Origin of the sequence: Streptococcus parasanguinis (assembly GCF_040908565.1) — a bacterium.
Taxonomy (GTDB): Bacteria; Bacillota; Bacilli; order Lactobacillales; family Streptococcaceae; genus Streptococcus; species Streptococcus parasanguinis_AC.
Genome location: NZ_JBDGEA010000004.1, coordinates 60,481 through 82,302 on the forward strand (window position 1 = coordinate 60,481; position 21,822 = coordinate 82,302).

At 41.9% G+C, this 21,822-nt stretch carries 22 protein-coding genes and 1 other annotated feature; of the genes, 1 reads left to right on the forward strand and 21 read right to left on the reverse strand.

Annotation, left to right across the window (positions count from 1 at the left end; all coding sequences use genetic code 11):
* Window position 1 precedes the first annotated feature (1 nt).
* Window positions 2-1,132: a radical SAM family heme chaperone HemW gene (hemW, locus tag AB5Y61_RS02990; protein ID WP_368403147.1), complete on the reverse strand. Its 1,131-nt coding sequence runs from the start codon at window positions 1,130-1,132 to the stop codon at window positions 2-4.
* Between the two features lie 318 nt (window positions 1,133-1,450).
* On the opposite strand from hemW, the gene AB5Y61_RS02995 reads away from it, so the two are divergent.
* Window positions 1,451-2,974 (forward strand): ATP-binding cassette domain-containing protein, encoded by a 1,524-nt coding sequence (locus AB5Y61_RS02995; protein WP_368403148.1) that lies wholly within the window; start codon window positions 1,451-1,453, stop codon window positions 2,972-2,974.
* A 287-nt stretch (window positions 2,975-3,261) separates the two neighbouring features.
* Here AB5Y61_RS02995 and proC read toward each other — a convergent pair whose 3' ends face one another.
* The 20 genes from proC to AB5Y61_RS03095 form a co-directional block, all read right to left on the reverse strand.
* Window positions 3,262-4,077 (reverse strand): pyrroline-5-carboxylate reductase, encoded by an 816-nt coding sequence (proC, locus tag AB5Y61_RS03000; protein WP_070466111.1) that lies wholly within the window; start codon window positions 4,075-4,077, stop codon window positions 3,262-3,264.
* Between the two features lie 3 nt (window positions 4,078-4,080).
* Window positions 4,081-5,328 (reverse strand): glutamate-5-semialdehyde dehydrogenase, encoded by a 1,248-nt coding sequence (locus tag AB5Y61_RS03005; protein WP_368403149.1) that lies wholly within the window; start codon window positions 5,326-5,328, stop codon window positions 4,081-4,083.
* A gap of 9 nt (window positions 5,329-5,337) precedes the next feature.
* Window positions 5,338-6,447, reverse strand: a complete 1,110-nt coding sequence (gene proB / locus AB5Y61_RS03010) for a glutamate 5-kinase (RefSeq protein WP_368403150.1) — start codon at window positions 6,445-6,447, stop codon at window positions 5,338-5,340.
* Between the two features lie 73 nt (window positions 6,448-6,520).
* Window positions 6,521-7,411 carry an RluA family pseudouridine synthase gene (locus AB5Y61_RS03015; protein WP_368403151.1) on the reverse strand — a complete coding sequence of 297 codons (891 nt, stop codon included), beginning with the start codon at window positions 7,409-7,411 and terminating at the stop codon, window positions 6,521-6,523.
* Entirely contained in the window at window positions 7,401-7,862 is a 462-nt protein-coding gene (gene lspA, locus AB5Y61_RS03020; RefSeq protein ID WP_003001852.1) for a signal peptidase II, read from the reverse strand. Before lspA ends, AB5Y61_RS03015 begins: the two co-directional genes overlap by 11 nt.
* A 3-nt stretch (window positions 7,863-7,865) precedes the next feature.
* On the reverse strand, window positions 7,866-8,768 hold the full coding sequence (locus AB5Y61_RS03025) for a LysR family transcriptional regulator (protein ID WP_003001728.1): 903 nt from the start codon (window positions 8,766-8,768) through the stop codon (window positions 7,866-7,868).
* A 126-nt stretch (window positions 8,769-8,894) separates the two neighbouring features.
* Window positions 8,895-10,301: a 6-phospho-beta-galactosidase gene (gene lacG / locus AB5Y61_RS03030; RefSeq protein ID WP_315377470.1), complete on the reverse strand. Its 1,407-nt coding sequence runs from the start codon at window positions 10,299-10,301 to the stop codon at window positions 8,895-8,897.
* A 102-nt stretch (window positions 10,302-10,403) separates the two neighbouring features.
* Window positions 10,404-12,104 carry a lactose-specific PTS transporter subunit EIIC gene (locus AB5Y61_RS03035; protein ID WP_003007710.1) on the reverse strand — a complete coding sequence of 567 codons (1,701 nt, stop codon included), beginning with the start codon at window positions 12,102-12,104 and terminating at the stop codon, window positions 10,404-10,406.
* Complete coding sequence (locus tag AB5Y61_RS03040) at window positions 12,104-12,421, reverse strand: PTS lactose/cellobiose transporter subunit IIA (protein WP_003007713.1); 318 nt, start codon at window positions 12,419-12,421, stop codon at window positions 12,104-12,106. Before AB5Y61_RS03040 ends, AB5Y61_RS03035 begins: the two co-directional genes overlap by 1 nt.
* 34 nt (window positions 12,422-12,455) lie before the next feature.
* Complete coding sequence (locus AB5Y61_RS03045; RefSeq protein ID WP_049491994.1) at window positions 12,456-13,289, reverse strand: PRD domain-containing protein; 834 nt, start codon at window positions 13,287-13,289, stop codon at window positions 12,456-12,458.
* A 451-nt stretch (window positions 13,290-13,740) separates the two neighbouring features.
* Entirely contained in the window at window positions 13,741-14,721 is a 981-nt protein-coding gene (gene lacD / locus AB5Y61_RS03050; RefSeq protein ID WP_049474599.1) for a tagatose-bisphosphate aldolase, read from the reverse strand.
* Window position 14,722: 1 nt separating this feature from the next.
* Window positions 14,723-15,652 carry a tagatose-6-phosphate kinase gene (locus AB5Y61_RS03055; RefSeq protein WP_368403152.1) on the reverse strand — a complete coding sequence of 310 codons (930 nt, stop codon included), beginning with the start codon at window positions 15,650-15,652 and terminating at the stop codon, window positions 14,723-14,725.
* Between the two features lie 10 nt (window positions 15,653-15,662).
* Window positions 15,663-16,178, reverse strand: a complete 516-nt coding sequence (lacB, locus tag AB5Y61_RS03060; protein WP_003002763.1) for a galactose-6-phosphate isomerase subunit LacB — start codon at window positions 16,176-16,178, stop codon at window positions 15,663-15,665.
* Between the two features lie 16 nt (window positions 16,179-16,194).
* Window positions 16,195-16,620, reverse strand: coding sequence for a galactose-6-phosphate isomerase subunit LacA (gene lacA / locus AB5Y61_RS03065; protein ID WP_003007724.1), 426 nt, complete (start codon window positions 16,618-16,620; stop codon window positions 16,195-16,197).
* A 166-nt stretch (window positions 16,621-16,786) separates the two neighbouring features.
* Window positions 16,787-17,533 (reverse strand): DeoR/GlpR family DNA-binding transcription regulator, encoded by a 747-nt coding sequence (locus AB5Y61_RS03070; protein ID WP_009731217.1) that lies wholly within the window; start codon window positions 17,531-17,533, stop codon window positions 16,787-16,789.
* 215 nt (window positions 17,534-17,748) lie between these two features.
* A complete protein-coding gene (gene rpmA / locus AB5Y61_RS03075; protein WP_003002805.1) occupies window positions 17,749-18,042 on the reverse strand; it encodes a 50S ribosomal protein L27 in 294 nt (97 codons plus the stop codon).
* A gap of 17 nt (window positions 18,043-18,059) precedes the next feature.
* Window positions 18,060-18,404 carry a ribosomal-processing cysteine protease Prp gene (locus AB5Y61_RS03080; RefSeq protein WP_009731218.1) on the reverse strand — a complete coding sequence of 115 codons (345 nt, stop codon included), beginning with the start codon at window positions 18,402-18,404 and terminating at the stop codon, window positions 18,060-18,062.
* 15 nt (window positions 18,405-18,419) lie between these two features.
* Entirely contained in the window at window positions 18,420-18,734 is a 315-nt protein-coding gene (rplU, locus tag AB5Y61_RS03085) for a 50S ribosomal protein L21 (RefSeq protein WP_003007734.1), read from the reverse strand.
* Between the two features lie 34 nt (window positions 18,735-18,768).
* Window positions 18,769-18,856, reverse strand: a sequence feature (ribosomal protein L21 leader region).
* A 188-nt stretch (window positions 18,857-19,044) separates the two neighbouring features.
* Window positions 19,045-20,955 carry a fructose-1,6-bisphosphatase gene (locus tag AB5Y61_RS03090; RefSeq protein WP_368403153.1) on the reverse strand — a complete coding sequence of 637 codons (1,911 nt, stop codon included), beginning with the start codon at window positions 20,953-20,955 and terminating at the stop codon, window positions 19,045-19,047.
* Between the two features lie 53 nt (window positions 20,956-21,008).
* Window positions 21,009-21,821, reverse strand: a complete 813-nt coding sequence (locus AB5Y61_RS03095) for a pyruvate, water dikinase regulatory protein (RefSeq protein WP_368403154.1) — start codon at window positions 21,819-21,821, stop codon at window positions 21,009-21,011.
* Between the last annotated feature and the right edge of the window lies 1 nt (window position 21,822).

Consider the following 21,822-nt stretch of genomic DNA (forward strand, 5'->3'; position numbering starts at 1 on the left):
TCTACTCCAAAATAAACTTCTCTGCTACAGTGTCTCCTAAAAAGAGACCTTTCTTGGTCATTTGTACAATGTCCTTGTCAGGTACCAAAAGGCCCTGCTGGGTCAATTCCTCAACCACTGGTCCATATTGTTGGTCAAAATTCACACCAAACTTTTCTTCAAAACGCTTCTTGGAAACACCTGTTTTCTTACGTAGTCCTAGAAACATCTCTTCTTCCATCATTTCTGTCTTCGTCAGATGTTCTTCTTGGACACGCGCATTTCCCTTATCAACAGCCTGCATATAGTGACGGATAGGCCCATGATTCTTGTAGCGAATCCCATCGACATAGCCGGATGCTCCAGCTCCCAATCCATAATACTCGGCATTGTCCCAATACATGAGATTGTGCCGACTTTCAAAACCAGGCTTGGAGAAATTAGAAATTTCGTAATGCTCAAAGCCCGCTCGCTCCAACTCCTGAATAATGTATTCAAACATCTCTGCCTCCAGCTCCTCTTTTGGTAGAGGAAGCTTGCTCCGTCTCATGCGATTCATAAAAACTGTGTGATTCTCCAGAATCAAGCTATAAAGACTCATATGGGGAATGTCGAGGGCAAGGGCCTTCGCAACATTTTCCTTGACCTGGTCCATGGTTTGTGTCGGAAGCGCATAGATGAGGTCAATCGAAATATTGTCAAAACCAGCCAGCTTCAAACGCTCGATATTGTCATAAATATCCTGCTCTTGGTGGCTTCGACCAATCTTCTTGAGCAAGCGATTATCAAAAGTCTGCACGCCCAATGAAACCCGATTAACCGGCGAATCTTTCAAGACCGCAATCTTATCTGGATCCAAATCACCAGGATTGGCCTCGATCGTCAGCTCTTCCATCTGAGACAGATCAAGCGACTTGGTCAGCTCCTTGAGCAGATAGGCTAGCTGATCTGCAGATAAGGCTGTCGGTGTCCCACCCCCAATATAGAGAGTCCGTAAGTGTGTGATTTCTTCCCGACGAAATTCTTGGATCAAATGATCCAAATAAGCATCGACCGGTTGGTTCTTAATAAAGACCTTCGAAAAATCACAATAAAAACAAATCTGGGTACAAAATGGGATGTGGACATAAGCGGACGTTGGTTTTGTATGCATACCTTTAATTATACCATAAAATCCCCCCGAGTCCGAAAAGAAAAGGGAGTAAGAAGCAAGGAATTCCTTGACAATAACGAATAAAAGGAATAGAATAAATCTAATCATATTCGGAGGTAAGGAGATATGAACAACTAAGTTTCGTTAAATAAAATACTTTATTTAGTGGACTGCTTGTTCTATCTCTTTTTGTGTACCCTCTCACCTATTCTCCAACCATTTGTTGGCTAAATAAGGTCTTTTTCTGCTTGGGTTCCACATGAATACAGCTCTACTAAATAGGTAGAGCTGTTTTTTGTACCAGTAGAAAGGAATCTTATGCTAAAACTATCCCACCTCACCATCCGACATACAAAAGATTTACGCGATCTGGTTCGAGATCTTTCACTGACCATTCATGAAGGAGAAAAAGTTGCTATTATTGGCGAAGAAGGGAATGGAAAATCTTCCTTACTTCAGGTCCTCATGTCCCCAAAATCTCTACCAGATTATCTGACCATAGAAGGAGAAATCACCACTTCCTTTCACTCCTATGCCTATATTCCCCAAACTTTACCAGAAGCATTGAAGAGAAAAACCTTGGAAGAATATTTTTTTGGAGAGGACGAGCTAGACTATGCTACCCTCTACAGACTGGCAGATCAATTGCATTTTAATAGCGAGCGCTTTACAAGCGATCAAACTATCGGAAGTCTATCTGGAGGAGAAGCCCTCAAAGTCCAACTGCTTCACGAACTTTGTTGTCCTCATGAATTGCTATTTTTAGATGAACCTTCAAATGATCTGGATTTGGAGACCTTGGACTGGCTCCAGCAGATGATCCAAACGAGTCCCCAAACCATCATATTTATTTCCCATCATGAGGATTTTTTGACTCAGACGGCGGATACCATCATTCACCTCAGACAGATCAAACACCGCAAGGAAGCTGAAACCATTGTAGAGCACCTAGGTTATCAAGACTATAGTAGCCAGAGGGAACAACAATTTAAGCAACAGTCTCAGCAAGCGGCCAACGATCAACGAGCCTACCAAAAAACAATGGAGAAGCACCGTCGCGTCCGTCAGCAAGTCGAAACATCCTTACGAAACACTAAGGATAGCACTGCTGGACGTCTCCTAGCAAAGAAAATGAAGTCCCTCCTCTCACAAGAAAAGCGCTACGAGCGAGAATTCCAATCCATGACTTCCCAACCCTATGATGAGGAAATCATTAATCTGCATTTCCCTCCCCTCACTCCCTTGTCTCCTCAAAAACGAGTCCTTCTCTTAGATCAGGAAGAGCTCGCAATTGGGGATCGTGTCCTAGTCAAGAACCTCTCCCTCACACTTCAAGGGCAGGATAAGATAGGGATTATCGGTTCCAACGGTGTTGGGAAATCCACTTTCCTAAAAATGATCTGGGAGATCTTACGGAAGAATGAGAGCATCCGCACTGCCTATATGCCTCAAGATTACACTGAAGGCCTCCCTCTGACTCAGACACCGGTTCAATTTCTTCAGCATTCAGGTGATCGCGAAGAAATCAACACTATTCAATTGCATTTAGCCTCCCTCAACTTTACTTATTCTGAAATGCATCATCCTATCTCTGAACTTTCTGGTGGCCAGCAAGGAAAACTCTTCCTCCTTCAATTAGTACTCACAAGTCCCCAGTTTCTGCTCTTGGACGAGCCTACTCGTAATTTTTCCCCCACTTCCCAACCAGAAATTCGTCGCCTATTCGCAGACTACCCAGGCGGACTGGTTACAGTCTCCCACGATCGGACCTTCCTCAAAGAAGTCTGCCAAAAAATCTATTGTCTGACAGAAAATGGCTTCGTAGAGATAGAGTCGCTCTAACGTAAAAAAGATTGGATAAAAAACCAATCTTTTACATTTAAAATAAAGTCCTCTTAGAAACTTTCCTTAGGCGAGAACGGACGTCAGCGAACTTCGTAGAAGTTCCATGACTTAGTTTTGAACCTAAGGTTTCAAAACTCCCGAGTGCCTGAAACCATTAAGTTTCAGGCACTTTTCTCACAGCGAAAAGTTTCAATAGAGGATTGGATAACTCTGAATTTGTTAGATTTGTATAAAAGAACAGTTCGTCACTGTTCTACACGCTTGGTTTTGACCAATTATTTTATCTAATTTCGCCCTGCCTCTTGTCCCATTTCTTGGGTGCGTTTGTAGGCAGCTTCCACACCTGCAATAATGTCGCCCCGTAGGCCGACTTGTTCTAAGCGATTGACTCCTGCGATGGTTGAGCCACCTGGGCTACAAACTGCATCCTTCAAGTTTCCAGGATGTTGCCCCGTCTCTAAGACCATACTGGCTGCCCCTTTGAAAGTCTGAGCCGCCATCTGAAGAGACTGACTACGTGGTAATCCCAAGGCTACTCCTGCATCCGCCATGGCCTCGATCATCTGATAGACAAAGGCTGGACCACAGCCTGCAACAGCAGTTGCAGAATCCATTAATTTTTCTTCGATTTCATAGAGAGCCCCAGCGCTTGCTAAAAGCTGTTTGACTTGCGCTATCTGCTGGTCTGTTACTGCTTGGGAGCGGGCCAAACTGATGACACCTTGACCAATGGCTACTGGTGTATTAGGCATGATGCGGATGAGACCCACCCGCTCATTTTTAACTACACTTGACATTTGCTCCAGTTCCAGACCTGCTGCCATAGAAACCAACAGGAGATTGGAACGTTGGCCCAAAATGACCTGGTACTCTTCAAGTAAAGGGCTGAGTTGATAGGGTTTGACACCTAAGAAGATGACCTCCGCCTCTTGAAAGACTTGTTCAAGATTAGAAGCCGTTCCCCCATACTGGCTGATAAACTCTTCCACCTTTTGAGGGGAACGGTTGACCAAGAGCAGGTCTGTGTTAGCCACTTCTTTTGCGACCGCTTTGGCCAGACTAGCTCCCATATTTCCAAGACCGATAAATGCTACTTTCATGACTTACCTCACTTGACCATTTCCACTGACGATATACTTGTAACTAGTCATCTCCCGCAGTCCCATTGGTCCACGCGCATGGAGTTTTTGGGTCGAGATCCCCATTTCACAACCTAGGCCAAATTGACCCCCGTCTGTAAAGCGTGTAGATGCATTGACATAAACGGCTGCTGAATCTACTTGCTTGGTAAAATAAGCGGCTGTCTCAGGATTTTCAGTCACAATGGCATCTGAATGATGGGTGCTATGAGCTTCAATGTGGTCCACCGCTTCCTCGACTCCATCAACGATCTTAACTGCTAAAATATAATCTAAAAATTCGGTATCAAAATCCTGTTCCTGTGCTGCTGTTCCCGAAATGATAGCCTGCGCTTGCTCATCTAGGCGCAATTCAACGGATCTTTCCCGTGCATCCACTAAACGCTCTTTGACCAAGGGCAAGAAGTCAGACGCGATCGCTTGATCAACCAACAAGACCTCCATGGCATTGCAGACAGATGGGCGGCTTGTCTTAGCATTTTCGATAATGGCGAGGGCTTTCTGGAAATCAGCCTCCTTGTCCACATAGACATGGACAATGCCAGTTCCCGTCTCAATCACGGGGACAATGGCATTTTCAACCACCGCTTGAATCAGGCCAGCACCACCACGTGGAATGAGCAAGTCCAGATAGCCCTTAGCCTTCATCATAGCAAGGCTAGAAGCTCGACTCGTATCTTGGATCAGTTGAAGAAGATCTGGATTGAGTCCGGCTTCTTCCAATCCAGCCTTGAGGGCTGTCACGATCGCTTGAGCAGAATGAAAGGCATCCTTTCCAGTACGAAGGACCACTGCATTTCCACTCTTAATGGCAAGCGCTGCAGCGTCTGACGTTACATTTGGACGGCTTTCATAAATGATCCCAATGACGCCCATGGCGACTCGAACTTTCTGGATTTCAAGGCCATTTTCCAAAACTTCAGTATCCAGCTCTTCCCCAATCGGATCTGGCAGATCGATTAAAGCACGGATACCTTGTGCCATCCCTGCAATCCGCTCTTGATCAAGAAATAGGCGATCTAGCATGACTTCAGAGATCTTCCCGCGTGCCACTTCCATATCGATTTGATTGGCTGCTAAAATGACTTCCGTCGCTTTCAAAAGCTGGCTAGCCATGGCCTCCAAGGCCTGATTTTTAAGAGCTGTACTGGCTGTATTAATGCTTTTCTTAGCTGATCTCGCTAAGCTTAATTGTTCTTGTGTTGTTTCCATACAATTCCTCTAAAATTCTGTAAAGAGTAGGTCAATCTCAGGAGTTACCGAGATCCAGTCATCCCGGTGGATCAGGATTCCCTTGGCTTTTTTAGATTGGAGCAGATCGCGCACAGCCGACTGGCCGAGACGAACTTTCCCTTTCCCTAGTAATTGTCCTGACTCTTGATGATAGACGCTGACGATGTCTTGATAAGAAAAATCCCCTTCTGCCTTGGTCACACCCGAAATTAATAAGCTCTTTCCGTATTGCAACAAGGCCTCAGCCGCTCCAGCATCCACCCAAAGAGCTCCTTTACTTTCTGCATAAAAGGCTAGCCATTGCTTCTGAGTTTTTAAACCCTTGTCCTCTGCTAGAAAGTAACTGCCATCTGCTTGCTCTTGCGCCGCTTCGATCAAGGCATCAGGCTTGAGAGACGAGCAAATATAGACGGGAACTCCTGACTCTGTCGCCAGGGTCGCTGCCTTGAGTTTGGTCAGCATTCCGCCAGTTCCATTGCTACTACCTGCACCTCCAGCCATCTCGATCATCTCGCGAGAAATGTGCTCAATCCGCTCCAAACGCTTGGCTGTTGGATCCTGAGAAGGATTGGCTGTATAGAGGCCATCTACATCCGTCAACAGCACCAAAAGATCCGCTTGGGCCATGGCCGCAACCTGCGCACTCAAGGTATCATTGTCACCAACTTTTAGCTCAGCGATAGAGACCGTATCATTTTCATTGATAATCGGAATCGCCCCACGGTTGAGTAAGACAGAAAGGGCCTGGTGGGCATTCTTATAGCGACGTTGATCCGCAAAGTCATCCTGGGTTAATAAAATTTGTGCAGAAACAATGTTGCGTAAAAGAAGATTAGAGGTATATTCTTCCATCAATAACCCTTGACCAACTGCCGCAGAGGCTTGCTTGTCTGCCACCTTAGTCGGCCGCTTCTTAAAACCAAGGGCACCAAACCCAGCAGCAACCGCCCCTGATGAAACCAAGATCAACTCATGGCCCGATTCGTGTAAGAGAGCCAACTGCTGGGTAATGACCTTGACCTTCTGTCTGGAGAGACTCCCGTCTGGGTTGGTCAAAGACGAGGTCCCTACTTTAAAGACGATTCGTTTTGCTTTCATCTCTATGTTACTTTCTAATACTATTTATTTCGTATGTAATGAAAGTGACTGAATCTCCATTCAGCCATCTTCACTATCCTTTTCGAAGGTCTTCCAGCGTTTTCTCAAAGATTGCTGGCACTTCTGCAGTAAATTCCAAAGTCTCTCCTGTGCGAGGGTGGGTAAAGCCGAGTGTCCGCGCATGCAGAAACTGTCCTTTCCCTTTGAGTGTCTTCTTAGGACCATAAGCAGGATCTCCAGCTACTGGATGGCCAATATAGGCCATGTGCACCCGAATTTGGTGGGTCCGACCAGTCTCCAGTTGCAACTCTACCAGCGTGTAATCCCCAAAGCGTTCCAAGACTTGAAAACGGGTCACTGCAGGTTTTCCTTTAGCCGTCACCGCTTGTTTTTTCCGGTCCTTTTCACTGCGACCAATTGGTGCTTCGATCATGCCCCGATCGTTAGGAAGATTGCCATGGACAATGGCCCAATACTTCCGGAGAGATTTTTTGTCTTTTAGTTCCTCTGCTAAGGCGACGTGGGCTTGGTCATTTTTTGCGACCATCAAGAGGCCTGATGTGTCTTTGTCAATCCGGTGGACGATTCCTGGACGCAATTCTCCATTGATCCCTGAAAGGTCTTTGACATGGTATAAAAGGGCATTGACCAAGGTCCCGCTGGTGTGGCCGGCACTCGGGTGAACAACCATGCCTTGGGGTTTATTGACGACGACGACATCCTGGTCCTCATAGACGATGTCTAAGGGCAGATCTTCTGCTTCATAGCTGACCTCTTCCACTTCTGGGACTTCATACTGGATGATGTCTCCTTCTTTGACCGTATACTTAGCTTTTTTCACAGTTCCATTGACCAGAACTTTTCCTTCTTTGATCTGCTCATTGGCTACAGCTCGTGACAAGGGAGTCAAATCCGCCAAAGCCTTATCCAGTCGCGCACCGGCTACTTCGATTTTAATTTCCATGCGTTTCCTCTTTCAACATCAGGATCAGGAGCAAGAAAACTCCAACTGTCAAATAACTATCTGCTACATTAAAAATGGCAAAATTCATAAAATCCAGGTGGAACATATCGACCACAAAGCCCTGACGCAGGCGATCGATAAAATTCCCCAAGCCACCTGCAATCACCAAGGTCAAGCCCGTCACCATCCAAAGCGACCCCTTGAGGTGCTTATAAAGATAGTAAAAGGCCCCCACCATCACGACTAGAGTGATAAGGGTAAAGAACCATTGCTGATTTTCAAGAAGCGAAAAAGCTGCACCTGTGTTTTGAAGATAGGTCAGGCTGACCACATGGGGGATAAAAGACTTAACGACACCCAGTGGAATGTTCTTGACCACATACCATTTGACCAACTGATCCAGTAGGACCAATAGCACGATTGCTACCGGAACCATTGTTTTTCTCTTCATTTCTTACCTCTTTTGATCAAAATACTCTACCATGACCTCGACAAACTTCTCTGCTACAGGCGAGAGATCCATCTCTTCTCGTTTGACATAGACCATTTTATTGTCCAAATTGTCTTCTAAAGGAATCACGGTAATGCCATTCACTGACTGGCTATCTAAAAAGCCTGATCCTGTCGCATAAGCATCTGTCCGCTCCAAGATCCCATTCAAGGTAGCCCGGTCGGTTACATTGAACATTTGGGAGCTCGAACTGGTATCGACAAAGTTCTCTGAATAATAAAGATACTCATCTTTTTCTTGGGTAAAGCGAACAGTTGGCAACTGAGCTAGATCTTCCATGACCAGTTTTTTCTTCTTAGCCAGAGGGTGTCCCTTGCGAAGGTAAATATGAGTCTGAAAAGGAATCAAATCCACCACTTCAAGCCCTAATTTATCAACCCGTTGCATAATCCCCTTGGTATTTTGACGGTTGAGATAAATAATCCCCAACTCACTATGCCCTTGAGCCACTTCATCCAAAATTTGAACCGTCGTTGACTCAAAGATGCGGAAGTTTTTATTTTCCGGATAACGAATCGAGAATTCCGTCATCAAAGGCGGCAAGAAGTCATAGTGTTGACTAGAAATTGAGAATTCTTTCTTCTCTTCTTCAGGGCTGGCATATTGATTTTGAAAAATATCAAACCCTTTGACCACATCCTGCGCTTTTTCATAAAATTCCATTCCCCGACGGGTCAAAAAAGTCCCAGAACTGGTCCGACGAAAAATCTTAAAGCCCAATTCTTTTTCCAGATCTCTGACGGAGATGGACAAGCTCGGCTGACTCACATACATTTTTTCAGCAGCCTCACGAAAAGTACCACTATTGGCAATCGCCACTACATATCGTAATTGTTGTATATTCATTCTATTTTCCTTATTACAGTATCGATCTATTATACCATAAATTAGGGGCTGAAAGAAGAGATGGGTTTAAGAGACCTTCATCAAGTGAAAATAAAAAACTGGAACTAAAACAGTTCCAGTTGATCCTTATTCAATCACTTGAGTTTCAGCTAATTTCTTGTACCAATGAGCCGATTTCTTAGGATAACGTTCTTGTGTATCGAAATCAACATAGAAGAGACCATAGCGTTTTTCATAACCATTTGACCATGAGAAGACATCCATTAATGACCAGATGAAGTAGCCCTTGACGTTTGCACCATCGGCAATCGCATCCGACAAGACTTCCAAGTGTTGTTTCACATAATCAATCCGGCCATCATCGTAAACCGTGTTGTCCACAAATTCATCTTTGTATCCAAGTCCGTTTTCAGTGATGTAGATCTTCTTGTAGTTTGGATAATCTTTCTTGACACGCATGATTTGATCATACAAACCTTGAGGGTAGATGATCCAGTCCCAGTCAGTACGAGGTACATAGTCAGGAGCTACACGACGTCCAACACCTTTGATTTGGTATTTAGAGCTTCCTTTCTCCCCTTTACCATTGTGGATGATTTCAGTTTCACCATCAAAGGCTTCCATCCAGTCACTCATGTAATAGTTAATTCCAAGGAAGTCGTTCAAATCTTTGGCTGCTTCAAGCGCTGCAAAGTCTTCGTCCCGAAGATCCAGACTACCACCATTAACAGACAAAATGTGGTTTACACCTTCCATGGTTGCATCTGAATAGTGTCCAAGGTAGGTTGCATCCAAGATAAATTTGTTGTGGATGATATCTTCCAACTCAGCAGCACGTACGTCTGCAGGATTTTTAGGATCCAATGGATACTTAGTTGGAAGGGCGTGAACAACCCCGATTTCACCTTTATAGCCTTTGTCTTTGTACAATTTCACAGCACGTGCATGAGAAACCATCATATTGTGGTGTGATTGGAAGACTTTGGCAAGGTCATATTGAATACCTGGTGGGAATTTACCTACTAAGTATTGACCATCACCGATTGGGCCGATTTCATTGAAGGTTGTCCAGTAGTTTACTTCTGGGAATTCTTCAAAACAGAAGGCTGCATAATCTACAAAGTGTTCGATATTTTCACGATTTAAAAAGTCTCCATTTGAGTGAAGAGCTTCAGGAGTATCAAAGTGGTGAAGAGTTACGAATGGTTCTACATGACGTTTATGACATTCTGCAAATAACTTATGATAGAATTCTACCCCTTTTGGATTGACTTCACCATAGCCAGTTGGGAAAATACGTGACCAAGCAATAGAAATACGAATTCCGTTTACGCCATATTCTTCCGCCAACTGTAAGTCTACTGGATATTTATGGTAGAAATCACTCGCTGGTTCAGCAGTATACCAATAGTTGTCTGCTAAATATTTATCCCATGCAACTGGTCCTTTTCCGTCAGTATGAGTCGCACCTTCTGCCTGGTAAGCTGCTGTTGCGCCACCGAAAATAAAATCTTTAGGTAATGTTTTTGACATAAGTTTCCCCTTCTCAATCATAAAATAAAAATAAAGCAAGATGGAGAGGAGTAAGTGAGCAATCCTTCTCCATCTCACTTTAATCAACAGTAAATGTATTTATTATTGAAATTGTTCTTGAACGAATGCAAGAGCGCCTTTACCATCACGAGTCAACTTGATGTATTGAGCTCCTTCAGTCTTAGCCAATTTGATTCCAAGTTTATCTGTTTCAGCCTTCATATCTTCATAGTTTGAAGCTACTTGAGGAGCAAGGATAACAAGGTCAAATTCTGGCAACATTTCACGGTGAGCACCGTAACCACCAGCAGCAGCCTTCACAGGAACATTGTATTCTGCAGCAGCTTTATTCAAAGCATTGGCAAGAAGTCCACTAGTTCCACCACCTGCACAAAGAACCAATACGTTTGTTTCTTTTGTGATATTGTTTTGAACTGGTTCACCTTCAACACCAGCTTTTTCAAGAATAGCATCTGCTTTTGCAGTGTTAAAGTTTGCAGCAACTTTTTCTTTCAAGCTATCGTTTGATTTACCTGAACGTTCTTCTTCAAGAATTTGTTCATCGTAAACTTTAACGAATGGGTAGTAAATGATCACGTCTACTACAACAAGAAGTGCAGCAAGGATGAATGAAAGTACTTGGAAGTTCGTACCAAGAACAATACCCAGAGGTCCAGGAGTTGTCCATGGTAGGTTAGAAGTAAATGAGTTCATTCCCAAGGTATCAACAAAGAATTTGAAGATCCATACGTTTGCAATTGGAGCAAAGATAAATGGAATGAAGAAGATTGGGTTCAATACCAATGGAGCACCGAACAAGATTGGTTCGTTAACACCAAAGAATGTTGGAACTACAGATGCACGTCCAATTGCACGGTTACGTTTTGATTTCGTTAACCACATGAACATGAATGGAACGACAAGAGTCGCACCAGTACCACCCATAGTAACGATAAACATTTGAGTACCTGAAGTAAGGATCTTATCAGCGTGCATTCCTTGTTGAATCAAGTTCAAGTTTACTTCGGCATTTGCATAAGTGATCGCTGCAATCGCAGGCTCAACGATAGATGGGCCGTGAATACCAATAAACCAGAAGAATGCAAAAGCACCGAAAATGATCGTAATTCCAACATAACCATCTGCTGCTGAGAAGAGAGGAGCAAGAAGCGTACCGATAGATTCAGCTACTGTTACACCGAGACCGCCCTTAACAATCAATTCAAGTCCATAAAGGAGAACCACTGATACAGTGAATGGAATCAAGTCTTTAAATACTTGAGAGATATTTGGTGGAACTTCGTCTGGCATGCGAATCGTCACATTGTTTTTCACGCAGACCTTGTAAACATTAACGGTAACAAAGGCTGCAATAAAGGCTGTTAGCAACCCTTTAGTCCCCATGAATGCTGTTAAGAATCCGCCATCTTTAGCAGGTTCAGCAGCCATGAGCAAGAAGCCAACCATAGAAGCCAACATTGTAGAAATGAAGTTGATTTGGTTGGTTGCTGGGAGGTCACGGTTCATTGAATCAGTCAAAGCCTTAGCCGTTGTCCCACCAACGAAGAAGGCCAAGATGCCCATAGAATAGCTATATGGAGTCATCAAGAAAGTTTCAATATCTTTAGACCAATGGAATCCCCAAGCGTTTGGTACATACGCAATTAGGATGAAAATAGATGAGAAAAGGATAACAGGCATCCCTGCAATAAAGCCATCCCGAATCGCTCGCAAATATTTGTTTCGAGAAATCTTTTCAAAGAATGGTTTCCCTTTTTCAATCAGTTCAATCAGTTTATTCATTATTTCGCTCCTCTTTTATATAGTTCAATCAGATGGTGAATCACGTCTTTTAATAGGATCGTTGTCATGAGATGGTCTTGACCATGCATCATGGTAATGCTATAGGGGATTTCTTCTCCTGCTGCTTCATGCGCTAGCATGGTCGTTTGAGATTTGTGAGCCTCAGCGATACAAGACCCTGCTTCTTCTACTAAGGATTCTGCTTTAGCAAAATCACCATTTTCAGCAGCTTTTAAGGCTTCCACTAATTTTGATCGAGCGTCACCGGCATAAGCGACAATTTCAAAGCCAAGTAATTGGACTTCTTCTTTATTCATGTTGGTTCCTCCTTATGATACCTTTTGAAAATTTTTATAATAGACGTTGAATATGAAGGGCTAAATAGACTTTTTCATTAGGAGATATCTTGGCTCCTGTCTGTTCAGCGATGGTTTGGTAGATTTGATGACTAATCTCATAAGCCTTTGGATAACTTAGCTGAATCAGTTGTTCCATCTCGCTCAAACCTTCTGGATCTTCTCTTCCCTTATCTAGCGAATCTAGGAAATAATTGAGATGGATCATAAAGCGATCATAGAAATGACTGTTTTCTTCTTTCCGTTTCAAGCCATTTTGAGCTAGTTTTTCTTCTACAGCTTTCAAAATAACTTGTCGGTCCTGGACATCTGGATCTTGCTCATGAATCATTTCCCCTTGTGCATTAATGAAATGATAAGCGATGCGATTCACTTCATCGTCAGGAAATTGATCCAAGAGCCGCTTTCGAAAGATCTCAATCGCTTCTTTTGCGATTTTATAGGGAATCGGATGCATAGCAGACACATCAGGAAGGTCACTGTATTTATATCTTCCCTGTTGAACTGCCTGGTAAGAACAAAAGATGTGATCTGTTAATGTCACATAGATATATTCTTGAACAGGATAGGCATATTTCTTAGACAAGGTATCAATCACTTCATAAGTGGTTGTAATGAAATCAAGAGGAACATCCTTTAGAAGGGCCATAAAGTTTTCTCTTGACTCATCCGTATTTAAACGAAATACTTTTTCGACCTTATCATCAGCCACTAGATCATTTTTCTTCTTCCCAAAAGCAATCCCACTCCCAACAACAATTAACTCTTGTTGTAGTTCATTTTGAACCAAAGCAACATTATTGTTCATTGGATGGATAATACGATACATGAGGCTCTCCTTTGTAAAATTTGTTAAAAGTAAATAAAAATGACCACGAAGCAACTGAAAAAACTAGCCTATGCTAATCATTCAATCTACTTGTGGTCACGCCTAATCTAACTTAGTAACGCTCACTGCTATTCAACTTATAAACTTATTCTATCATAAACTTTTTGTTTTGTAAACCCTTACAGCGAAAATTTTTAAACATTTTTTTATAAAAAATGAACAAGACCTTGAAATAATGAAGAGGCTGGGACAAAAGTCCTAGCCTCTCAATCATCTTTGGATTGTCGAGCAAGACGCAGTGGTTTAGTGGGCTCTACTACGCTGATTTCATCAGCTTTTACAGCCCTACTCAACTGTGCGGAGGTGGGACGACGAAATCGAATTCTAACGAATGACCGATTTCTGTCCCACTCTCTAACTGTTGCTTTAGGAGGCAATCTTCATTTGAATCTTATACGCGTTCTGTCCAAGGTGTTGCTACTTTAGCCAAGACTGCGTTCAATTCTTCAATATTTTGTCGACCTTCTGTACGAAGCCATTCACGAGCAGCTGCTTCTCCATCTTTGATGTAAGCTTCTACTGAACCTGCCCATGTCGCACGTCCACAAAGAACGCCGTTGAAGTTTGCACCTGATTCGTGGGCAAAGACAAGAGTTTCTTGGAAGAGCTTAGCTGATACACCTGCACTGAGGTAGATGTATGGAAGGTTGGTTGCTTCTTCTTGTTCTTTGAAGAAAGCAGCTGCTTCTTCACGACTATAGACAACTTCTCCTTCTCCAAATCCTTCCACGAAGTTCACATTAACTGGAACTTCCACTTTCAAGACATCGATATTGAAACGAGGATCTGAAAAGACTTTCATAGCCTCAATCACCTTACGAGGTTTCACTTTCGCATATTCAGCAGAGGTTGCATCTGCAATTCCTTCATCATAAGCCAAGATTTCAAGGAAGAATGGAATATCTTCAGCAGCGCATTCAGAACCGATGCGTTCGATATAAGCTTGTTTTTCTTGGTTGAGTTCATCTGCACTGTCTACATCATAGTAGAGCAAGAATTTCACAGCATCTGCGCCTTGTTCTTTGATGCGTTTTGCTGACCAAAGGTTCAAGCAGTCAGGCAAGCGTTTGGTGCTAGACGTATCGTAGCCTGTCTTTTCGTATGCGAGCAAGAGTCCTGCATCTTTGTCCAAGGCTTTTGTAGCAGGTAGACCATATTCTGGGTCCAATAACATAGATGAAGCATATTTTGTCAATTCATCAGCTACAAGGACTTTTAATTCTTCCATTTGTGCTACTGTTGGTTCTGTGTCTTGATATTTGGCCATCAAGCGTTTCAAAGCCCCACGTTGGTCGAAAGCCAAAGCTGAAATGACACCGTCTTTTGTACTAAGACGTTCCAAATAGTTGCGTTTTTGTTCTGTTAATACCATTTTATACCTCTTTTACGATTAATTGTTGATACAAGGCATCATAGTGCCCCATGTTGACATGTCCTGTTTGTGCTTCTTGCGCATTTAACATTCCAAGAACATTTGCTTTCTTGAGCAAGTCTGCGTCACTCTCATGATGATAGAGACCAGATGCAATCCCTGCAACAGTCGAATCACCAGATCCAACTGGATTGACGACATCAATCTTAGGAATATCTACCTTATAGAAGACATCCCCATGTTTAGCGAAAGCGCCATTTGCACCAAGGGAGACAATCACCCATTCGATGCCATCAAAGAGAGAATCCTGAAGAACTTCTTTTAAGTCTTCCACATTCTTACTCACTTCTTTTCCTAACAACTGTGATAATTCTTCATTGTTTGGTTTAATGACCGTAGGCTTGATAGTTGCTTGAATGGCAGCTTCTAAAGAAGCTCCCGAGCAATCGAGTACGACTGGTTTCCCAGCTTCCCTTGCAATCTTGACAAGGCTAGCATAGTAGTCCACTGGTAAACCAGCAGGAAGACTTCCAGAGATGGCAACAACCTCTACTTGTTCAACCAAGTGACGATAATGGTCGAGAAAGTCTTGCCCTTCTTTCTCAGAAATGGTTGGACCTTTTTCTAAGATTTCTGTTTGCTTGCCTTCGTGAAGGATGGCGATACAATTACGTGTATCTCCAGCAATTTCAAAGAAACGTTCCTCTATCCCTTCTCCTAAATGATCGAGAATGAATTGCCCCGTTCGACCACCAAGTAGGCCAGTCGCTGCTACTGGATCCTTAATCTCAGAAAGTACACGGGTAACATTGAGACCTTTCCCACCAGCTGTCTTACTCACCTCAGCCACACGATTGACAGTATCCAACTGGAGTACATCCAAAGGATAAGAAATATCAATCGAAGGGTTCATCGTGACCGTTAATATCATACGTCACCTCTTAGTCGTGGTATTCACCACGGTCCCATTTTTCAAGGAATTCTGTAAAGAAATCAGCATCCGCTTGATGAGCATTATGGGTTTCCACATGTTGGATCTTAGCGATCAATTTTTTATTTTCTTCAGTTGGTTTGTATTCAGCGTGGATGAATGCTTCAATGATATCGCACATGAGCAATTCACCAGTAATTTTACCACCAAATCCGATGACATTCGCATTCAATTCTTCTTTTGCATAGAGAGCAGTTGTCATATCGCGTACCAAGGCAGAACGGATACCAGGTACTTTGTTAACAGCATTGTTAATCCCAACACCAGTACCACAGATACAAACACCAAGATCTGCTTGGCCACTTGCTACGGCTTCACCGACTTTCTTACCAAAGATTGGATAGTGGGTACGTGTATGGTCATAAGTCCCAAAGTCGAGCACTTCGTATCCTTTTGATTTCAAAAAATCAGAAACAGCCATTTTTTCATTTGTCACAATGTGATCACAACCAATTGCAATTCTCATTTGAATTCTCCTCTCATTAGCACATCTTATTCAACATATCAACACGGATTTGATGACGGCCACCGTCGTATTTACCATTGACGAAGCCTTTGGCAATGTTTTTCGCCAATTCATCCCCAACAATTTCAGCTCCCATGGTAATCATTCGAGAATTGTTGTGTCCACGTGTCATATAAGCAGAACGTTCATCTGAAACTTCTGCTGCCACCATTCCTTTGATTTTAGTCGCAACCATAAATGGACCAGCTCCATAAGCATCAATCACGATTCCAAGATTTTGATCGTTTTTGTTCACTTCGCTCGCAACTGCAAGTGTCACATCTACAAAATCTTGACCTTCAGCGGTTACATCTACAACATCGAAGTTTTCTTTTACAAGAAACTCTTTCACGAGATCTTTTAATCTTAATCCTGCAGCATCTGCACCAATTACAATAGACATGTCCTGTCCTCCTTTTGTTTGTTTCAGCAAATATTCCTGTTGTTAATTTTTCACAAAGAAACATTTTCTTACTTTTGATATTATATTACACCTATTTTGAACGAAAGTCAACATTAAATTGTTTATTTTCGAACATTTTTTAAAAATAAAAACACCATATTTTGTTTTATATGATTTTCGTATACAAGGCATATTTGTCTTTGATCTTCTTTGGAATACTATCATCAGTAATAATGGCATTCAGGTCTTCCACTCGATAGAAACTATAGAAAGAATAGCTATCAAACTTACTGTTATCGGCAACCACATATTTCTCAATTGCATTGTTTAGAATAATGGCATTACCATTTCCTTCTTCTTCATTAGCTGTGGAAACATGATGCCCATCGATGCCATTGACCCCGATGAAAGCTTTAGAAACCTTTATTTCTTTCAAGAGTTTATTGGCAAATTGACCGACAAAAGTTTGTGTCTTCACACGATAGCGACCACCAACTAAGATCAAGTCATAATTTGGAAAATCCTTTAGCTTTTCAAAAATAGGGAGGGAATTGGTGACGATACTGATTTCCTTTCCTTCTAAATAGTCGCCGATAAAATCTGTTGTCGTACCAGACCCAATAAAGACGGTATCCCCATTTTCGATTAACTCTGCACATTTTTTTGCAATGGTTCGTTTCTCATCAATATTGATGAGATTTTTCTCACTGTGAGAAGCCTCTAACAAACTATCTTTTACCTTTTTGTGGGCTCCACCATGTACACGAACTAAAAGACCTTGTTTTTCAAGATCGATCAGATCGCGACGAATGGTCATGTCTGTCACCCCAAAGAGTTCCTTGAGTTCTTTGACTGATACCACACTTTTTCGATCCAGTTCCTGAAGAATTTCAACATGTCTGCTATCTTTCATGGTACTACTTCCATTCCTGCTATATTTGTCTCTATTATACTACATTTTTTAAAAAACACAAAATCAAACATTATATTAACAGAAGTAAACATAATGTTTTTTAATAAATAAAAGAAAAAAGCCTTCCGAAAAATCGAAAAGCTTTACTTTTTGCTATTCCTAGCTTCCTTGCCTTACTATTTCAAGACTCGGAATAAAAGGTTCACAGAACCTCTTTATTTTGCGATTGGGTAAACAGAAACTTGTTTTTTATCGCGACCTTTACGTTCGAAGCGTACTACGCCTTCAACTTTTGCGAACAAAGTATCGTCTCCACCACGTCCAACGTTCACACCTGGGTAGATGTGAGTACCGCGTTGACGGTAAAGGATAGATCCACCTGTTACAGTTTGTCCATCAGCTGCTTTAGCTCCAAGACGTTTAGCTTGTGAATCACGTCCGTTTGATGTAGAACCTCCACCTTTTTTGTGGGCGAAAAGTTGCAAGTTAGCAAGATTCAATTTCAACATAATTGTTTTCCTCCATGTTAGTTTTCTGTGATAACTCTTGTTTGGATGAACTCAGATGAGTTCTCCGATAAGTTTGCCATCCCTAAGAAAAATGATTCAAAGAATAGTTGGGTCATTTCTCTTTGATGAGGTGGAATGTCTGTCGGGATTGTGACCCGCATGAAACCACCCTCTTCTTCGTTTAATTCTAGTTCCGGTTCATAGCCTGCAAATTTCTCAACAGAGTTGACAAAGTTAATGGCAAGCGTAGAAACCGATGCACACACGACATCAAAGCCGTATTCGCCACTTCCAGCGTGCCCAGTGATTTCTGCACTCCTCAGCTCGCCATCTTCGGCTCGTTCAAAGACTGCTTGTATCATGTGTTCTCCTAAAAATTAAGCGTTGATTGCGTTGATGACAACTTTAGTGTAAGGTTGACGGTGACCTTGTTTACGGTGGCTACCTTTTTTAGGTTTGTACTTGTAAGTAACAACTTTCTTTTGTTTTCCTTGTTTTTCAACAGTTCCAACAACAGTAGCTCCTGAAACAAGTGGAGTTCCGACAACAGTGTTTTCACCACCAACAAGAACAACTTCGTTAAATGTAACTTCTTGACCAGCTTCAACGTTCAATTTTTCAACGTAGACTGCTTGACCAACTTCAACTTTAACTTGTTTTCCGCCAGTTTTAATGATTGCGTATGTGCTCATTATGCACCTCCTATGTATTTTTGGGTTTCCCCGTATTTTTGTGAAGACTCGCCTAGCATCGTGGGACGAACCACTTACTCTCATGGAAATGAGCGACGATGTTCGAGCGGTTGCACAGGCATGTGCATAGTCAACTCTCTAAGTATATCACTTCTATCAGACAAAGACAAGCATTTTTGCGCTTTGAAAACGAATTTTCTTTTGAAAAATTTCTTTTAAGTGTTTACTAGAATTAAATGACTTCTATAAATCTCAGCTATCTTTATAAAGAAGCTATTTATGTTTTAGTAGTTTCCTTTGATGAATGATCTCACCCATCATAAAATTCATGGAGCAATTGGATCAGTTCTTGCTGTTGTTCCAGTAAGTTCTGACCGATGGTGGTGGATTGGATGAGAGTACGGTCCTCCAGGTCTTCAATAACCCTCTTCAAGGAAGTTTGCTCAAATGGCGAATCTACTACCTTTTGAATGTCTTGGAAGGGCTGGTGGGTTACCAGTTGAAAACCATAGGAATTATTAAGGAGTGAATAGCCTGCTGTACCTGTCTTCTTTTGATATGCTTCGCAAAGACCCCCATCAATGACAAAGAGTAGTCCTTCACCCCGAATGGGCGATTCCCCTTTTCCTGTCTTCACTGGTGTATGTCCATTCACAATGCGAGATACCTTGGCTTCAAGACCAAATTCCTCTAAAATTAATTGGCAAATCTTTTTTGAATTGCGATAGCTAAAATACTCATTTTCTACTTCCTGATGCGTTTCTGGCTCCTCAATAAAATACCGTTCAAAGGTCGTCATCTTATTCTTCCCAAAGAGAGGAGATAATTGCCCTCGCCAGCAATACCATACTAAATCCGTTGAAAGGTCGTCCCCAACTTCTTTGTTTTTTGCCGCAAGGCGTATATGATATTCGAAAAAGTCTAGTAATTCTTTCCCCGCATACTGGACTTGATGAAGAACCAGAGGTTGAAATTCCCCAGAAGGTTTCAAGGGAATACAACCATGAAAAAGCAAGTGATGATTGTAAACCTTATACATGGAACCTTTTTTCATTAACAGCTCCATATGTTTGGCCATTTTGGGAGATCCTTGGAAGGAAGCCAGCATACTGTCTACTATTTGTTTTTCTTCTGAGGATAATTCAGAAGGCTTTGCCCGATCTATGGTTTGGAAGCAGGTATTTTGCAAGGAATAGCTGTTCCCGTCAATCGTAATTGTATTCTTCCAATAATCAATGTTATCCAGCAAGATTTGATTTCCCATCTGAAATTCTGGCCGTCTCTTCATCAATTGAGTTTCTATCTTAAATTGGAGAATGGCCAGCGCTTGATGGACTTTTTCCAGCTGCAATATTTCTTCAGCTGTAAATTCCTCCGCTCTTGTCCCCAGGATAGGCCTAAACTTAGGATTGGCTTTGTAGGTTTTATCCGCAAATAAGGTTAAGGATCGAATGTTTAAGCCATAAGCTTTTTCGATATCCCATAAATAACCATAGCGTGCTGCAATGCGCAATACATTCAATAAACACGCCTTGGATCCAAAAAAAGCTCCCATCCAAATGATATCGTGATTGCCCCATTGGATATCTAAGGAATGAAACTGAAGAAGCTCATCCATTACCTGGGCACTTCCAGCCCCTCTATCAAAAATATCTCCTACCACATGCAGGTGATCTATCAATAAGCGACGAATACTGCTGGCAATTCCCAAGATAAAGGGATCCGCTTCTCTTAGTTCAATAACATAACTTAAGATAGTATGGAAATAAGAATGTTTATCAGCTAGCGTAAGATCACTATAGATCAGTTCTTCTATAATATAGGCATATTCCTGGGGCAAGGCCTTTCTAAGTTTGGAACGGCTATATTTAGCTGCTACAAAACTCAATAGAGTCAAGAGTTGAGAAATCGTTGATTTATACCACTCTTTCTCCTTATTCACTCCTTCCAAAACACGCTCTGGATAAGATACCAGAGCTGACAGTGTATTCTTTTCCTCTTGTGACAAGGTAGCTGCAAAGCAATCATTAATTTTCTCATTTAAAATTCCAGCGCAACTTCTCAAAATATAATCAAAAGCCGCAAATTCTCCATGAATATCACTTATATAGAGCTCTGTCCCTTTTGGTAGGTTTAAAATGGCCTCAAGATTAGTGAGTTCAGTAATGACTTTTTGACGAGAATCAAATTTCTCTAGTAAAATACGCTTATATTGATCCATATCATTTCTCCAAGGAATCTGCAGTTACAACCCAATCTAGACTGATTCAAGAATCAGTTCATCTTCTTTACTTGCTCCTCAATTAGGAAAGCTGTCTCTTCAATCGATTTATCCGTCATATTGATGACTTGAGCGCCATATTGTTTAAAGACCTTCTTGGAATAATCCAATTCTTGATAGATTTTTTCTAAATCCGTATAGCTTGTTTCTTGTGTTAATCCTAAAGAATCCAAGCGATGGCTTCGAACTTTCATTAATTTTTCGGGCTCGCAGATTAGACCAATCAAGCGACGAGAATCAACCTTATCCAATACCTGAGGTAAAGGAACTTCTGGGATCAAAGGCAAATTTGCAACCTTATAGCCCTTGTTGGCCAGGTAAATACTCAGGGGTGTTTTTGATGTACGGGAAACACCAAGCAGGATCAAATCGGCTTCTAAAAATCCCTGGGGTGCCTTACCGTCATCATATTTCACAGCAAATTCAATTGCTGAAATCTTTTTAAAATAATCACTATCCAAGCGGTGCAAGGTTCCTGGAACTTCGATTGGTCTGGTTCCGGTCTTTTCTTGAATGATTTCAAAAAATGGATGCATGAGATCTAAATAAGCCAGACCGTTTTTTTCGCTAAATTCTCTGGCTACTGATGACAACTGACTATTCACTAAAGTACTAATTACCAGTGCATCATCCTTTATAGCATCTGATAAGATCTCCAAGAGCTCCTCTTCTTGATTGACGAAAGGAAAACGGTAACTATTATTAAAAATTATCTCTGGATACTGAGCGGTTACTGCCGATAATAATTTCTGGGAAGTCCCTCCCAAAGAATCTGAAATACTATATACAATGATTTCTTTTTTCATC

Coding starts and splice junctions, on each gene's coding strand:
- AB5Y61_RS03090 (WP_368403153.1), bottom strand. CDS start 20,955: ATGGATCAATATAAGCGTATTTTACTAGAGAAATTTGATTCTCGTCAA.
- lacD (WP_049474599.1), bottom strand. CDS start 14,721: ATGGTATTAACAGAACAAAAACGCAACTATTTGGAACGTCTTAGTACA.
- AB5Y61_RS03025 (WP_003001728.1), bottom strand. CDS start 8,768: ATGAATATACAACAATTACGATATGTAGTGGCGATTGCCAATAGTGGT.
- AB5Y61_RS03070 (WP_009731217.1), bottom strand. CDS start 17,533: ATGAAAGATAGCAGACATGTTGAAATTCTTCAGGAACTGGATCGAAAA.
- hemW (WP_368403147.1), bottom strand. CDS start 1,132: ATGCATACAAAACCAACGTCCGCTTATGTCCACATCCCATTTTGTACC.
- proC (WP_070466111.1), bottom strand. CDS start 4,077: ATGAAAGTAGCATTTATCGGTCTTGGAAATATGGGAGCTAGTCTGGCC.
- lacA (WP_003007724.1), bottom strand. CDS start 16,620: ATGTCTATTGTAATTGGTGCAGATGCTGCAGGATTAAGATTAAAAGAT.
- AB5Y61_RS03055 (WP_368403152.1), bottom strand. CDS start 15,652: ATGATATTAACGGTCACGATGAACCCTTCGATTGATATTTCTTATCCT.
- AB5Y61_RS03095 (WP_368403154.1), bottom strand. CDS start 21,821: ATGAAAAAAGAAATCATTGTATATAGTATTTCAGATTCTTTGGGAGGG.
- lacG (WP_315377470.1), bottom strand. CDS start 10,301: ATGTCAAAAACATTACCTAAAGATTTTATTTTCGGTGGCGCAACAGCA.
- rpmA (WP_003002805.1), bottom strand. CDS start 18,042: ATGTTGAAATTGAATCTTGCTAACTTGCAACTTTTCGCCCACAAAAAA.
- AB5Y61_RS03080 (WP_009731218.1), bottom strand. CDS start 18,404: ATGATACAAGCAGTCTTTGAACGAGCCGAAGATGGCGAGCTGAGGAGT.
- AB5Y61_RS03015 (WP_368403151.1), bottom strand. CDS start 7,411: ATGGAAATTAAAATCGAAGTAGCCGGTGCGCGACTGGATAAGGCTTTG.
- AB5Y61_RS03005 (WP_368403149.1), bottom strand. CDS start 5,328: ATGGAAACAACACAAGAACAATTAAGCTTAGCGAGATCAGCTAAGAAA.
- AB5Y61_RS03040 (WP_003007713.1), bottom strand. CDS start 12,421: ATGAATAAAGAAGAAGTCCAATTACTTGGCTTTGAAATTGTCGCTTAT.
- AB5Y61_RS03035 (WP_003007710.1), bottom strand. CDS start 12,104: ATGAATAAACTGATTGAACTGATTGAAAAAGGGAAACCATTCTTTGAA.
- lacB (WP_003002763.1), bottom strand. CDS start 16,178: ATGAGAATTGCAATTGGTTGTGATCACATTGTGACAAATGAAAAAATG.
- rplU (WP_003007734.1), bottom strand. CDS start 18,734: ATGAGCACATACGCAATCATTAAAACTGGCGGAAAACAAGTTAAAGTT.
- proB (WP_368403150.1), bottom strand. CDS start 6,447: ATGAAAGCAAAACGAATCGTCTTTAAAGTAGGGACCTCGTCTTTGACC.
- AB5Y61_RS02995 (WP_368403148.1), top strand. CDS start 1,451: ATGCTAAAACTATCCCACCTCACCATCCGACATACAAAAGATTTACGC.
- lspA (WP_003001852.1), bottom strand. CDS start 7,862: ATGAAGAGAAAAACAATGGTTCCGGTAGCAATCGTGCTATTGGTCCTA.
- AB5Y61_RS03045 (WP_049491994.1), bottom strand. CDS start 13,289: ATGTATCGTATTATCCATCCAATGAACAATAATGTTGCTTTGGTTCAA.